Source organism: Kitasatospora sp. NPDC057692, assembly GCF_042799475.1.
Lineage (GTDB): Bacteria > Actinomycetota > Actinomycetes > Streptomycetales > Streptomycetaceae > Kitasatospora.
Genome location: NZ_JBHVIV010000088.1, coordinates 1 through 14,043 on the forward strand (window position 1 = coordinate 1; position 14,043 = coordinate 14,043).

Annotated in this window: 9 protein-coding genes; all 9 read left to right on the top strand. The window is 72.6% G+C overall.

Annotated elements, in window-relative coordinates; all coding sequences use genetic code 11:
* Nucleotides 1–5,040 (top strand): type I polyketide synthase (locus ACFVFS_RS33800; protein ID WP_380628700.1); only part of this gene is annotated, 5,040 nt, incomplete at its 5' end.
* A gap of 109 nt (nt 5,041–5,149) precedes the next feature.
* The gene (locus ACFVFS_RS33805; RefSeq protein WP_380628701.1) at nt 5,150–5,950 is read left to right on the top strand and encodes a thioesterase II family protein; all 801 of its coding nucleotides are present in this window, start codon (nt 5,150–5,152) and stop codon (nt 5,948–5,950) included.
* A 151-nt stretch (nt 5,951–6,101) separates the two neighbouring features.
* A complete protein-coding gene (locus ACFVFS_RS33810; protein ID WP_380628702.1) occupies nt 6,102–7,349 on the top strand; it encodes an activator-dependent family glycosyltransferase in 1,248 nt (415 codons plus the stop codon).
* Nucleotides 7,349–7,951 (top strand): dTDP-4-dehydrorhamnose 3,5-epimerase family protein, encoded by a 603-nt coding sequence (locus ACFVFS_RS33815; protein ID WP_380628703.1) that lies wholly within the window; start codon nt 7,349–7,351, stop codon nt 7,949–7,951. Before ACFVFS_RS33810 ends, ACFVFS_RS33815 begins: the two co-directional genes overlap by 1 nt.
* A gap of 210 nt (nt 7,952–8,161) precedes the next feature.
* Nucleotides 8,162–9,073, top strand: coding sequence for an ABC transporter ATP-binding protein (locus ACFVFS_RS33820; RefSeq protein WP_380628704.1), 912 nt, complete (start codon nt 8,162–8,164; stop codon nt 9,071–9,073).
* 113 nt (nt 9,074–9,186) lie between these two features.
* Nucleotides 9,187–9,924 (top strand): ABC transporter permease, encoded by a 738-nt coding sequence (locus ACFVFS_RS33825; protein WP_376080279.1) that lies wholly within the window; start codon nt 9,187–9,189, stop codon nt 9,922–9,924.
* 128 nt (nt 9,925–10,052) lie between these two features.
* Nucleotides 10,053–11,039 carry an aldo/keto reductase gene (locus tag ACFVFS_RS33830; RefSeq protein ID WP_376080276.1) on the top strand — a complete coding sequence of 329 codons (987 nt, stop codon included), beginning with the start codon at nt 10,053–10,055 and terminating at the stop codon, nt 11,037–11,039.
* Complete coding sequence (locus ACFVFS_RS33835; protein ID WP_380628717.1) at nt 11,033–12,415, top strand: NDP-hexose 2,3-dehydratase family protein; 1,383 nt, start codon at nt 11,033–11,035, stop codon at nt 12,413–12,415. Before ACFVFS_RS33830 ends, ACFVFS_RS33835 begins: the two co-directional genes overlap by 7 nt.
* Nucleotides 12,416–12,823: 408 nt before the next feature.
* Nucleotides 12,824–14,008 (top strand): ROK family protein, encoded by a 1,185-nt coding sequence (locus ACFVFS_RS33840; protein WP_380628705.1) that lies wholly within the window; start codon nt 12,824–12,826, stop codon nt 14,006–14,008.
* Nucleotides 14,009–14,043 lie beyond the last annotated feature (35 nt).

The following is a 14,043-nucleotide window of genomic DNA, read 5'->3' on the forward strand; positions in this document are numbered from 1 at the left end:
GTGATGGCGCTGCGGCACGGCGTGCTGCCCGCGACCCTGCACGTGAACGAGCCCTCGCCGCACGTCGACTGGTCGGCCGGCGCGGTCGAGCTGCTCACCGAGGCCCGGCCCTGGCCCGAGACCGGCGCCCCGCGCCGGGCCGGCGTGTCGGCCTTCGGCATCAGCGGCACCAACGCCCACACCATTCTGGAGCAGGCACCCGAAGAGGCCGACACGCCCTCCACGGGCAGTGGTGCTGTGGTGCCGTGGGTGCTGTCCGGCAAGTCGGCGGCGGCGCTGCGCGCCCAGGCCGACCAGTTGCGCGAGTACGTGGCGGCCTCGCCGGAGCTGTCCCCCGCCGACGTGGGCTACTCGCTGGCGACGGGCCGCACCGCCTTCGAGCACCGCGCCGTGGTGGTCGGGCGCGACCGCGAGGAACTGCTGAGCGCCCTGGACGGCGTGACCGGCACCCAGGTGACCGACGGCCTGACGGCGTTCCTGTTCACCGGCCAGGGCGCACAACGTGTCGGCATGGGCCAGGAGTTGTACGGGGCGTTCCCGGTGTTCGCCGCCGCCTTCGACGAGGTCTGCACGGTGCTCGACGGGCACCTCGACCGCCCGCTGCGCGAGGTCCTCACCTCCGACGCCACCGCGCTGGAGGGCACCGGCTACGCGCAGGCCGCGCTCTTCGCGATCGAGGTCGCCCTCCACCGCCTCGTCGAATCCTGGGGCATACGCGCCGACTACCTCGTCGGCCACTCCGTCGGCGAACTCGCCGCCGCCCATGTCGCCGGTGTCTGGTCACTCCCCGACGCATGCGCCCTCGTGGCCGCCCGCGGACGCCTGATGCAGGCCCTGCCCGCCGGCGGCGCCATGGTCTCCGTCATCGCCACCGAAGAAGACCTCCTCCCCCACCTGATCGGCCACGAGGACCGTGTCTCCATCGCCGCCCTCAACAGCCCCACCGCCACCGTCCTCTCCGGCCACGAGGACACCGTCCAGGCCATCGTCGAAGCCGGCGGCTGGAAATCCACCCGCCTGCGCGTCAGCCACGCCTTCCACTCGCCCCTCATGGAACCCATGCTGGAGGACTTCCGGCAGATCGCCCAGCAACTCACCTACCACGAGCCGAAGACCGCCCTCATCTCCAACGTCACCGGAGAGGTCGCCTCCCCGGAACTCGTGTGCTCGCCGGAGTACTGGGTCCGCCACGTCCGCGAGGCCGTCCGCTTCCACGACGGCATCACCACCCTCGACAACCGCGGCGTCACCCACTACATCGAACTCGGCCCCGCCGCCGTCCTCACCGCCATGGGCCAAACCTGCGTCGAGAACGGCGAGTTCATCCCCCTCCTCCGCAAGAACCACCCCGAGGAAGAATCCGCCGTCACCGCGCTCGGCCGCATCCACACCACCGGCCTGAGCATCGACTGGACCACCCTCTTCACCACCGCCCACCGCGTCGACCTGCCCACCTACGCCTTCCAACGCGACCGCTACTGGCTCGACGCCCCCCACACCACCGGCGACCTCACCCAGGCCGGCCTCGACGCCACCGACCACCCCTTCCTCGGCGCGGCCCTCCCCCTCGCCGACAGCGACCGCCTCGTCCTCACCGGCCGCCTCTCGGTCCGAACCCACCCCTGGCTCGCCGACCACGCCGTCGCCGGAGCCATCCTCTTCCCCGGCACCGCCTTCCTCGAACTCGCCCTGCAGACCGCCGACCGCACCGGCTGCGACCACATCCACGAACTCACCCTCGAAGCGCCCCTCATCCTCCCCGAGCACGGCGGCATCACCCTCCAGATCACCGCCGAAGCACCCGACGACACCAACACCCGCACCCTCACCATCCACTCCCGCCCCGACCACACCGACCCCGACCACCCCTGGACCCGCCACGCCACCGGCGTTCTGGGCATCGGTGACGGCACCACCGCCGCCGAAGCCGACCTGACCGTGTGGCCCCCGGCCGGCGCGGAGCCCGTCGAGGTCGGCGACCTCTACGAGCGCTTCGCCGAGGGAGGCTTCGGCTACGGCCCCGCCTTCCAGGGCCTGCGGCAGGTGTGGGTGACCGGCGACGCCGTCTACGCCGAGGTGCGGCTGCCCGAGGACCAGCAGTTCGCCGCCGCCTCCTACGGCCTGCACCCGGCCCTGCTGGACGCCGCCCTGCACGGCCTCGCGCTCGGCTCGATCCTCGACAGCGGCCCCGACAGCGGCCCCGACAACGAAGGGGAGGGCCGCCTGCCGTTCTCCTGGACCGGCGTCTCCCTGCGGGCCTCCGGAGCGACGGAGCTGCGGGTGCGGATCGGTGCCGCCGGCACCGACGCGGTCTCGGTGGCGGTCGCGGACTCCTCCGGCAGCCCGGTCGCCGTCGTCGACGCCCTGGTGCTGCGCAGGATGGCGGCCGGGCAGCTCGGGTCCGCCCGGCCGTCCGGGCAGGAGTCGCTGTTCCGGGTCGACTGGCCGTCCGTGCCGGCCCCGGCGCGACAGCCCTCCGGCACCAGGCTGGCCCTGGTCGGGTCGGACGACCTCAAGCAGATGGAGGTCCTGGACGAGCTCGGGTTCCTCCTGGAGTCCTACACGGACCTGGACGCCCTCGCCGGCGCCGTCGCCTCGGGCAGCTCGGCCCCCGCGATGGTGCTCGTCTCCTGCCCCTCCGCGCCGGACGGTGCCGAGGCCGAGGCGGTACGGGCCGCCACCCACCGCGCCCTGGCGCTGGTCCAGGGCTGGCTCGCGGACGAGCGGTTCGCGTCGTCCCGGATGGTGTTCGTCACCCGGCGGGCGGTCGGCACCGCCCCCGACGAGGGCGTCTCCGACCTGGCCGACGCCGCGGTGTGGGGCCTGGTCCGCGCGGCGCAGTCGGAGCACCCCGACCGCTTCGTCCTGGTCGACGTCGACGAGGACGCGTCCTCCGGCCGGGCCCTGGGCGCGGCGCTGCTGTCCGGCGAGCCGCAGGTGGCGGTGCGCGGCGGCGAGCTCTCGGTGCCGCGGCTGGCCCGGGTGGCGCCCGCCCCGCAGGACACCGCACAGGACGCCCCGCAGGACGCCGCGCCGCAGTGGGACCCCGAGGGCACCGTGCTGATCACCGGCACGGGCCTGCTGGGCGGCCTGCTCGCCCGGCACCTCGTCCGCGAGCGCGGCGTCCGCCGGCTGGTGCTGACCAGCCGGCGCGGCCCGGCCGCCGAGGGCGCCGAGGCGCTGCGGGCCGAGCTCGCCGGGCTCGGCGCCGAGGTCGCCCTCGCCGCCTGCGACGCCGCCGACCGCGAGGCGCTGGCGGCCGTGCTGGCCGCGATCCCCGCGGAGCACCCGCTGACCGCCGTGGTGCACACGGCGGGCGTCGTCGACGACGGTCTGGTCGACGGGCTCACGCCGGAGCGGCTGGACGCGGTGCTGCGGCCGAAGGTGGACGCCGTGCTGAACCTGCACGAGCTCACCCGTCACCGGGACCTCGCCGCCTTCGTGGTGTACTCCTCGGCGGCCGGGGTGATGGGCAGCGCGGGCCAGGCCAACTACGCGGCGGCGAACTCCTTCCTGGACGCGTTCGCGCACAGCCGGCGCGGCCAGGGGCTGCCCGCCGTCTCGCTCGCCTGGGGCCCCTGGGACGAGCTGAGCGCGATGACCGCCACGCTCGACGCGGGCGACGTCGCCCGGGCGGCCCGCGCCGGTGTGGGAGGGCTGTCGTCCGAGGAGGGCCTGCGGCTGTTCGACGCGGCGCTGGGCCTCGGGGAGCCGCTGCTGGTGCCGATCCGGATCGACACCGGAGCGCTGCGGGCCGCCGCGGCGGGCGTCCCCCTTCCGGCCGTGCTCCGCGGCCTGGTCCGCACGCCGGGCCGTCGGGCCGCGACCGCGACCGGCGGCGGCGCTACGGGCGGCCCCTCGCCGACCGGGCGGCTGGCGGCGCTGCCGGAGGCCGAGCAGCTCGCCGCGCTGGTCGAGCTGGTGCGGGTCCAGGTGGCGGCCGTGCTGGGCCACGCGGGGCCGCAGGCGGTGGCCGAGGACCACCAGTTCGTGGACTCGGGCTTCGACTCGCTGACCGCGGTCGAGCTGCGGAACCGCCTGAACGCCGCCACCGGGCTGCGGCTGCCCGCGACGCTGGCCTTCGACCACCGCACCCCGGTCGACCTGGCGGAGCGGCTGCGCCGCGAGCTGGCCGAGGCCCCCGCCACGGCGGACCGGGCCCCGGAGGCGGCCGCCGCCACCACCTCGGCGGGCGGTTCGGCGACACTGGCCTCGCTCTACCTGGGGGCCTTCCAGCGCGGCAAGTGGGGCGAGGCCTTCGACCTGCTGCGGGCGGTCGCCGCGCTGCGGCCGCAGTTCGGCTCCGGCGCCGAGCTCGACAAGCCGCCGACGCCGATCAAGCTCGCCCGGGGCGAGGCGCCGACCCAGGTGTTCTGCCTCCCCTCCTGCCTGGCCCTGGCCGGGCTGCACCAGTACGCGCGGTTCGCGTCGTCCTTCCGGGGGCTGCGCGACGTGTCGGCGCTCCCGCTGCCCGGGTTCGTCCGGGACGAGAGCCTGCCGACCACCATGGAGGCCGTCGTCCAGGCCCAGGCGGCCGCCGTGGCCGAGGCTGCGGACGGCGCCCCGTTCGTCCTGCTCGGCACCTCGGCGGGCGGCTGGTTCGCCCAGGCCGCGGCAGGCCGGCTGGAGGAGCTGGGCGTGCGGCCCGCCGGGGTCGTCCTGGTGGACACGTACGTGCCCAAGAGCAACTTCGTCAACCAGTTCGGGCTGGCCCTGATGGACGGCATGACGGAGCGCGAGGGCACCTTCGTCGCGATGGACGACGACCGGCTGACGGCGATGGGCTGGTACCTGGACATCTGCAAGGAGTGGGAGCCGCGGCCCGTCGGGGCGCCCACCCTGCTCGTCCGGGCCGAGCAGCCGCTGGGCGGCGGAGCCGCGGCGTCCCCCGAGGGGTGGCGGTCCTTCTGGGACCTGCCGCACGACGTCGTCGACGTCCCGGGCAACCACTTCAGCGTGATGGAGGACAACGTCGCCTCCACCGCGGCCGCCATCGAGACGTGGATCGCCGCCCTGCCCCGGCGGGACGACGCCCGCTGAGCGCACCACCCGCCGCCGCGCCCCCAACGCGGCGGCGGGTGCACGGCACACGGTTCGTATTCGACCAGTACCGGCACGACCGGTGAGACCGAAAGGGACACCCATCACCATGGCATCGCCCACCAGCGACGACGACAGCCTGTGGCTGCGCCGCTTCCACCCCCAGCCCGAGGCCACGGTGCGGCTGATCTGCTTCCCCCACGCCGGCGGGTCCGCGAGCTTCTTCTTCCCGATGTCGGAGGAGATGTCCTCGGGGATCGAGGTGATGGCCGTCCAGTACCCGGGGCGGCAGGACCGGCGCACCGAGCCGGCCGTCGAGAGCGTCCAGGAGCTGGCCCGGGAGATCCACACCGTGCTCACCCGCTGGACGGACCTGCCCGTCGCGCTGTTCGGCCACAGCATGGGTGCCAGCGTGGCCTTCGAGGTGGCCCGGCTGCTGGAGCAGGAGTCCGGCATCGTCCCGGCCGCCCTGTTCGCCTCCGGCCGGAACGCGCCGTCGCAGCACCGCAGCAACCAGATCCATCTGCTCGACGACAACGGCATCGTCGCCGAGCTCCAGCGGCTCAGCGGCACCGACTCCCGCGTCCTGGGCGACCTGGAACTGCTGCGCTTCGCGCTGCCCGCGATCCGCAGCGACTACAAGGCGGCGGAGACCTACCGCTACGTCCCCGGGCCCCCGCTGCGGTGCCCCGTGGTGGGGCTCGGCGGGGACAGCGACATCCGCGTCGACGTCGAGGAGGTCGCGGCATGGGGCGACCACACCTCCGGCACTTTCGATCTCCAGGTCTTTCCCGGCGGGCACTTCTACCTCAGTGACCAGAAGGCCGCCGTCGTGAACACGGTCTCGGATTTCCTCATCGCCCGAAACCCGATCACGCTGCTGCCTTCACCGGGCACCGCCGCCGGTTGAGTGCGCGGGCCGGGGCCCGCGGGCCCTACGCCGGCTGAATTCCAGTTGAACACGCATTCCGCTGCATAAGGGGTGGTAGGGGTTGTCGCCGACCTTCCCGGTCAGCTTTGCTGAATGCGCCTAACGGGACTCCAGGAAAGAAGAAACACACATGCGCGTGTTGTTCGCCACCGTCTCCGAGAAATCCCACCTGTACACCATGGTCCCGTTGGCATGGGCGTTCGCCGCCGCCGGCCACGAGGTGCGGATCGCCAGCAACCCCTGTCTGGTCGAGGACATCAGCCGGACCGGTCTCACCGCGGTGTCCGTGGGCACGGACCACAACATCCACCAGATGTTCGCCATGCACCACGAGCAGCTGGAGAACGAGATCTCGGACTGGTCGCAGCCCTTCGCTGACCAGCAGACCTGGGAGAAGGTGCTCACCAAGTACCGGATGAGCGTCCAGTTCGCCTATCGGATCTACAACGACGGCATGGTCGACGACATGGTCGCCCTCGCCCGGGACTGGCAGCCGGACCTGGTCATCTGGGACCCGCTGACCTACGCCGCCCCGGTGGCCGCCCGCGTCGTCGGCGCCGCCCACGCGCGCATGCTGTGGTGCGTCGACGTCTACTCCACGATGCGCTCGGCCTTCCTGGAGCTCATGGAGCAGCAGCCCGAGGACCAGCGCGAGGACCCGCTGGCCGCCTGGCTGACCGAGCTGCTGACCCGCTACGGCTCCGACTTCGCCGAGGAGGTCACCACCGGCCAGTGGACCATCGACCAGATCCCGGACAGCCTCCAGCTGCCGCTGGCCGTCCAGCGCGTCCCGCTGCGCTGGGTGCCGTACAACGGGCCGTCGGTCGAGCCGGCCTGGGTCCGCGAGACGCCGCAGCGCCCCCGGGTCTGCCTGACCTCCGGCGTCTCCTTCGGCGCGCTCGGCGGCTCCTTCGTCCCGGTCCAGGAGATCCTGGACGCCGTCGCGGACCTCGACATCGAGCTCGTCGCGGCGCTGCCCGAGGAGGTTTCCGCCGGACTGGAGCGAATTCCGGCCAATACGCGCCTGGTGGACTTCGTGCCGCTGAACACGCTGCTGCCGACCTGCTCCGCGATCCTCCACCACGGCGGTTTCGGCTCCTGGACGACCGCGCTGGTCCACGGCGTTCCGCAGTTCATGGCCCCGATCCGGTTCGCCGACTGGTGGAACAAGGCCGACGTCCTGGAGAAGGCCGGTGCGGGTATCTACGCGCACGCCGGTAAGCTCACGGCCCAGGGCGTGCGCGAGGGGATAGAGCGGCTGCTCAACGAGCCCTCCTTCCACGAGTCCGCGGCCCGACTGCAGGCGGAGATCAAGTCCACGCCGAGCCCGGCCGACCTCGTGCCGGTGCTCGAGAAGCTGACCACGGAGCACCACTAGTGAAATACCGCGAACTGTCCATCGGCGGGGCTTTCGCCTTCACGCCGAACGTCTTCCCCGACGACCGGGGGTCGTTCTGCGCGAACTACACCGATTCCGCCTTCACGGAGGCGATCGGGCACCCGCTGCGCCTTGGGCAGTACCACAACAGCGTGTCCCGGCGCGGCACGGTCCGCGGGGTCCACTTCGCGGACGTGCCGCCCGGCCAGGCCAAGTTCGTCACCTGCACCCGGGGCTCGCTGATCGACGTGGTGGTGGACCTCCGGGTGGGCTCGCCGACCTTCGGGCAGTGGGACTCCCTGGTGCTGGACGCCGTCACCTGCCAGGGGATCTACCTCCCCGAGGGGCTCGGCCACGCGTTCATGGCCCTGGAGGACGACACCGTGGCCGCGTACCTCAACTCGACCGAGTACAACCCGGGCGCGGAGCACGAGATCGACCCCTTCGATCCCGAGCTCGCCCTGCCCTGGCCCGACGACATCGAGCTCCTGGTGTCGGACCGGGACCGGAACGCGCCCAGCCTCCGGCAGGCCCTGGAGGCCGGTGCCCTGCCGGACTACGAGACCTGCTTGGCACGCTACGCTGCACTTCGCACGAACTGACGTACCGCGGTACCCGGCATCCCGACGTACCGACGGCACGCCCTGTCGACAGCTCCACCGCCGGCTGTCCCCACAGCCGGCGGTGGAGCCGTGCCGTTCACCGGACGGAAGGCCCCCGATGCCCGTGTCGGGCGGCCGGAAGCGGGCACGGGTCCACCCGTGTCCGACGGCGCGGATGCAAGGAATCCCGGTGGAGATGAAAGGGAAGGCATGCCGGTGATCGAGGTCCAGGACCTCCGCAAGACCTACGGCGACCACGTCGCCGTGGACGATGTCTCCTTCACCGTGGAGGAGGGCGAGATATTCGGCATCCTCGGCCCCAACGGTGCGGGAAAGACGACGACCGTGGAGTGCATCGAGGGCCTGCGGCGGTACGACGGCGGCAAGGTCTCGGTCATGGGGCTCGACCCGCACCGCGACAAGGAGCAGCTGCGGCAGCGCATCGGCATCCAGCTCCAGGAGAGCGAGCTGCCGCCCCGGCTCAAGGTCTGGGAGGCACTGCAGCTGTACAGCACCTTCTACAGCGACCCGGCCGACTGGCGGAAGCTGATCACCGACTGGGGGCTGGAGGCCAAGCGCGACAGCCGGTTCGGGCAGCTGTCCGGCGGCCAGAAGCAGCGGCTGTCCATCGCCCTCGCCCTGGTCGGCAACCCCCGGATCGCGGTGTTCGACGAGCTGACCACCGCGCTCGACCCCCGGGCCCGGCGGGAGACCTGGGAGCTGATCGAGAAGGTCCGCGCGCAGGGCGTCACCGTGCTGCTGGTCACCCACTTCATGGAGGAGGCCGAGCGGCTCTGCGACCGGATCGCGGTGATCAAGGAAGGGCGGCTGGCGGCCCTCGACACCCCGGCCGGCCTGATCTCCGCCGCCAACTCCGAGCAGCGTCTGCGCTTCGTCCCCTCCGCCCCGCTGGACGACTCGCTGCTGGCCGGGCTGCCCGAGGTCACGTCGGTGACCCGGGCCGGTTCCCGGGTGACGGTGACGGGCACGGAGAACCTGGTCTACGCGGCCGTCTCGGTGCTCTCCCGGCACGGGATCGTCCCCGGGGAGCTCCGCCTGGAGCAGCCGACGCTGGAGGACGCCTTCGTCAAGCTCACCGGTTCCGCGCCGGTCGGAAACTGAGCCGTGCCCGGACCGACCGACGCCGGGCCGCACCCGGCCCAGGACGACCTGCCGCCGGCCCGCCCGGCGACCACCCCGACCGAAGGCGGCCCCCGTCCGCCAGGAGGACACCCATGACCGGGCGCTCCCAGCTCACCCTCGTCGAGACGAAGCTCTTCCTCCGCGACCCGACCGCGGTGTTCTTCGTGATCGCACTGCCGATCATGCTGTTGGGGATCTTCCACATCATCACCACCAACTCGGACGACACGCCCGAGGAGAAGCTGGCGATGGCGGCGTTCGTCCCGGCGATGGCCATGTCCATGTGCCTCACCATGCTGTCGCTGAACCTGCTGCCCACCACCCTGGCGACCTACCGGGAGAAGGGGATACTGCGCCGCATGGCGGCCAGCCCCGTCCACCCCGTCAACCTGCTGCTCGCCCAGCTCGTCATCAATCTGGCGACGGCCGTCGTCGCGGCGGTGCTGGTGCTCGGCGTCGGCCGGTACGCGTTCGACACGGCGCTGCCGGAGCAGGTGCCCGCCTTCCTGCTGACCTTCGCCCTCGGCGCCTGGGCGCTGTTCTCGGTCGGCCTGGTCGTCGCCGCGATGGCGCCGGGCAGCCGCGCGGCGACCTCGATCGGCCTGTCGCTGCTGTTCCCCAGCCTGTTCTTCGGAGGCGTGTTCCTCCCGAAGGAGCAGTTGCCCGACACCGTGGCCACCATCGGGGACTACACCCCGCTCGGCGCCACCCTGCAGGCGCTGCGGGACTCCTGGGAGGGACACTGGCCCCAGACGCTGCACCTGGTCGTCCTCGCGACCGTCGGCGCGCTGTGTAGCGTACTGGCGTCCAGGTTGTTCCGCTGGCAGTGAGACCCGGGCCCACATCCGCCCACGCGAGGCCCCGGGGTGACCGCCCCGGGTCTCCCTGACGCGGTTCGTCCGCCGGCCGACGGCCGGCGGCGGCCGCAGAGAACAAGTACCGGAAAAGGAATCTGTACATGGAGTACACCTACCTCGGCCGCACCGCCCTCCAGGTGAGCCGGCTCTGCCTCGGCACGCTGAACCTGGGGGTCCGGGCGACCAAGGAAGAGAGTTTCGAGATCTTGGACCGCGGTCTGGACCGCGGGATCAACTTCCTCGACACCGCCAACCAGTACGGCTGGCAGGTCCACAAGGGCTTCACCGAGGAGCTGCTCGGCGAGTACTTCGCCCAGGGCGGCGGCCGTCGCGAGCAGGTCGTGCTCGGCACCAAGGTGTTCACCCCGATGACCGACCGTCCCAACGACGGCGGCCTGTCCGCCCGGCACATCATCGCCTCGTGCGAGGACTCGCTGCGCCGGATGCAGACCGACTGGATCGACATCTTCCAGATGCACCACATCGACCGCCACGCCCCCTGGGACGAGGTCTGGCAGGCGATGGAGATGCTGACCCAGCAGGGCAAGGTCCGGTACGTGGGCTCGTCCAACTTCGCCGGCTGGCACATCGCCGAGGCGCAGGAGGCGGCGAAGCGCCGCAACTTCCTCGGCATCGTGTCCGAGCAGTCCGTCTACAACCTGGTCACCCGGTACATCGAGATGGAGCTCATCCCGGCCGCCCAGAAGTACGGCGTGGCCGTCCTCGCCTGGTCGCCGCTGCACGGCGGGCTGCTCAGCGGCGCGCTGCGCAAGCTCCAGGAGGGCACCGCCGTCAAGACCGCGCAGGGCCGCGCGGTGGAGGCGATGGAGAAGCACCGCGACGCCATCGCCGCGTACGAGAAGCTGTGCGACGAGATCGGCGCCGACCCGGCCGAGGTCGGCCTGGCCTGGGTCATGTCCCGTCCCGGCATCACCGCGCCGGTCATCGGCCCGCGCAGCATCGCCCAGCTGGAGAGCGGCCTGAACGCCCTGGAGCTGAAGCTCTCGGACGAGGTGCTGGCCGAGCTCGACCGGCTGTTCCCGCCGATCGGCAACGGCGGCCCCGGCCCGGAAGCGTGGGCCTGGTGAACACTCTCACGACCCGCGTCGCGCGCTCCGCGCACGCCCTGGACACCCCCACGGCCACCCTGGCCGGCTTCCACGAGTGGCTCGACGCCCGGAGCCGGGCCGACGAGTCGAGGATCGACCGGATACCCTTCGCCGACATGCGCGGCTGGGGCTTCGACCCGGAGACGGGCAACCTCGTCCACGACAGCGGCCGCTTCTTCAGCGTCGAGGGTCTCGACGTCACCATGCCGGGCCTCCCGGTCGAGTCGTGGACCCAGCCGATACTCCTCCAGCCGGAGATCGGCATCCTCGGCATCATCGCCAAGGAGTTCGACGGCGTCCTGCACTTCCTGATGCAGGCCAAGATGGAGCCCGGCAACTGCAACGGGCTGCAGCTCTCGCCGACCGTGCAGGCCACCCGCAGCAACTACACGCGGGTCCACAAGGGCGCGGCCGTCGCCTACGTCGAGTACTTCCAGCAGCCCGGGCGCTACCGGACCCTCGCCGACGTGCGCCAGTCCGAGCAGGGCTGCTGGTTCTACCGCAAGCGGAACCGCAACATCATCATCGAGGTGGACGAGGACGTCGAGGTCCTCGACGGGTTCCACTGGCTGACCCTGCGGCAGCTGCACGAGCTGCTCGTCGTCGACGACCTGGTCAACATGGACTCGCGCAGCGTCCTCGCCTGCCTGCCCTTCCCGTTCCAGGGGAGCGACCTGGGCGACGGCGGCTCGGACGTCGCGCCGGTCCGCACCGACCTGCTCAGCTGGATCACGGAGGCGCGCACCCGGTACGAGCCGCGCGCCGAGCTCATCCCGCTGAACAAGGTCCAGAACTGGCACCGCTCGGCGGACCGGATATCCCACGAGAACGGCACCTTCTTCAGTGTCATCGCGGTGGACGTCCAGGCCGGCGGCCGCGAGGTCCGCAGCTGGTCCCAGCCCATGATCGAGCCGCACGGCATCGGTCTGTCGGCGTTCCTGACCCGGCGCGTCGACGGCGTCCTGCAGGCGCTCGTGCACGCGCGCGTGGAGCCGGGGTACACCGACGTCCTGGAGCTCGCGCCCACCGTCCAGTGCACGCCGGAGAACTACGCCCTGCTGCCGGCCGCCGCCCGGCCGGCGCTGCTCGACGACGTGCTCGGCGCGCCGGCCGAGCGGGTGCTGTTCGACTCGGTGCTCTCGGAGGAGGGCGGGCGCTTCTACCACGCCCGCAATCGCTACGTGGTCATCGACGCCGGCCCCGGCCTGCGCGACGTGGTGCCCGGACCCGACTACCGGTGGATCCCCGTCCCGGAGCTGCTCGGGCTGATCCGGCACAGCCACTACCTCAACATCGAGGCCCGGACGCTGCTCGCCTGCCTGCAGAGCGTCGACTCGCCGACGGTGGCGAAGTAGTCGACCGGCCGGGCCCGCACACCGCACCGACCGCCCCGGCGGCGGCGCGGCGCGCGGGCCCGGCCGCGCCGTTTCCGGACCGTTTCCGCACCGCGGCCCGGCGCCGGCGGCCGGGCGATCCGGGCAGGGTCACGCACTGCCACCCGATCCGTACCATTTCGATACCGAAGCCTGGATGAGCTGGGAAGATGCTCGCCGGGCGGAGCGGGCCCCGGTAGCATCCGGCTCAGGCCACCCCGGACCGGCGCAGGCACCACAGCACCGCCCTGCCGTTCCGCCGGGCGGCTGACTCCCGCGGGCCCGCCCGGGGGCGGCCTCCGGCACGACCGGCCGGTGGCGTCGCCCGACGGTGCCCGTGCACACGGCACGCGCGAAGGGCAGTCGCGCGGAACGGCGAAGGGCAGCGTCTTGGCGGACAGACTCACCGGTGGCGACTCCTCACTCCTGCGGCGGATCAACGCCGCGGTGACCCTCCGGGCGCTGCGCGAGGGCCATGCGGTGACCCTGACCAAGCTGGTCGGCGACACCGGCCTCTCCCGGCCGACGGTCGAGGGCGTGATCGAGGGGCTGGTGGAGACCGGCCTGGTCGCCGAGGTCGAGCAGCCGCAGCCGGGCAGTCAGCCCGGCGCCGGGCGGCGCGGCCGGCCGGCCCGGTGGTTCCGGTTCCGGGCCGAGGCCGGACACATCCTCGGCATCGAGATCGGCGTGCACGACATCCGGATCATCCTCGCCGACCTGGCCGGCGAGGTGGTGGGCACTCACTTCCGGCCGGTCGAGGAGAGCCTGGACGCCGAGGAGCGGCTCACCGCGGTGCGGTCGGTGGTCGCGGAGGTGCTGCGCAAGGCGGGCGTCTCCCGGGACAACCTGTGGGCGGTGGGCGTCGGCACCCCGGGCATCGTCGACCGGGACGGCACCGTACAGCTGGGCACCGCGATGCCCGGGTGGACGGGCCTGGACCTCGGCGCCCGGCTGCGGCGCTCGTTCCGCTGCCAGGTGATGATCGAGAACGACGCCAACCTCGCCGCCATCGCCGAGCACTGGCAGGGCGCGGCGGTCGGCGCCGACGACGTCGTCTTCGTGATGGCCGGGCTGAGCCCCGGCGCCGGCTCCCTCATCAACGGCCGCCTGCACCGCGGCTTCGGCGGCGCGGCCGGCGAGATCGGCGCCCTGCATCTGCTGGGCCAGGAGGTCACGCCGGAACGGCTGCTCTCCACCACCGGCAAGCCCCTCAACCCGCTGGACGAGGCGGCGGTGGCCCGGGTGCTGAAGCTGGCCCGCGAGGGCGACGAGGTGGCCAAGGTCGCCACCGACCGCTTCCTGACCCGCCTGGTGCAGAGCGTCGCCGCCCTCGTCCTGGCCATCGACCCCCAGCTCGTCGTCATCGGCGGCTGGGCCGCCGGCCTCGACGGCGTCCTCGGCCCCCTGCGCGAACGCCTCGCCGAGTTCACCCTCCGCGCCCCCGAGGTGGCCCTCGCCGCCCTCGGCTCCGAGGTCGTCGCCATGGGCGCCCTCCGGGTCGCCCTCGACCAGGTCGAGGAGCAGCTCTTCGCCGTCAACCCGCCTGCGGTGGAACCGGCTTCGGCCCGCGCCTGAGCGACCCGGGGCCTGCCAAACCCAGATGGCCTCCA

What these genes read in the sequence shown, in the direction of transcription:
- ACFVFS_RS33830 (WP_376080276.1), top strand. Translation starts at nt 10,053, where the DNA reads ATGGAGTACACCTACCTCGGCCGCACCGCCCTCCAGGTGAGCCGGCTC.
- ACFVFS_RS33820 (WP_380628704.1), top strand. Translation starts at nt 8,162, where the DNA reads ATGCCGGTGATCGAGGTCCAGGACCTCCGCAAGACCTACGGCGACCAC.
- ACFVFS_RS33810 (WP_380628702.1), top strand. Translation starts at nt 6,102, where the DNA reads ATGCGCGTGTTGTTCGCCACCGTCTCCGAGAAATCCCACCTGTACACC.
- ACFVFS_RS33825 (WP_376080279.1), top strand. Translation starts at nt 9,187, where the DNA reads ATGACCGGGCGCTCCCAGCTCACCCTCGTCGAGACGAAGCTCTTCCTC.
- ACFVFS_RS33805 (WP_380628701.1), top strand. Translation starts at nt 5,150, where the DNA reads ATGGCATCGCCCACCAGCGACGACGACAGCCTGTGGCTGCGCCGCTTC.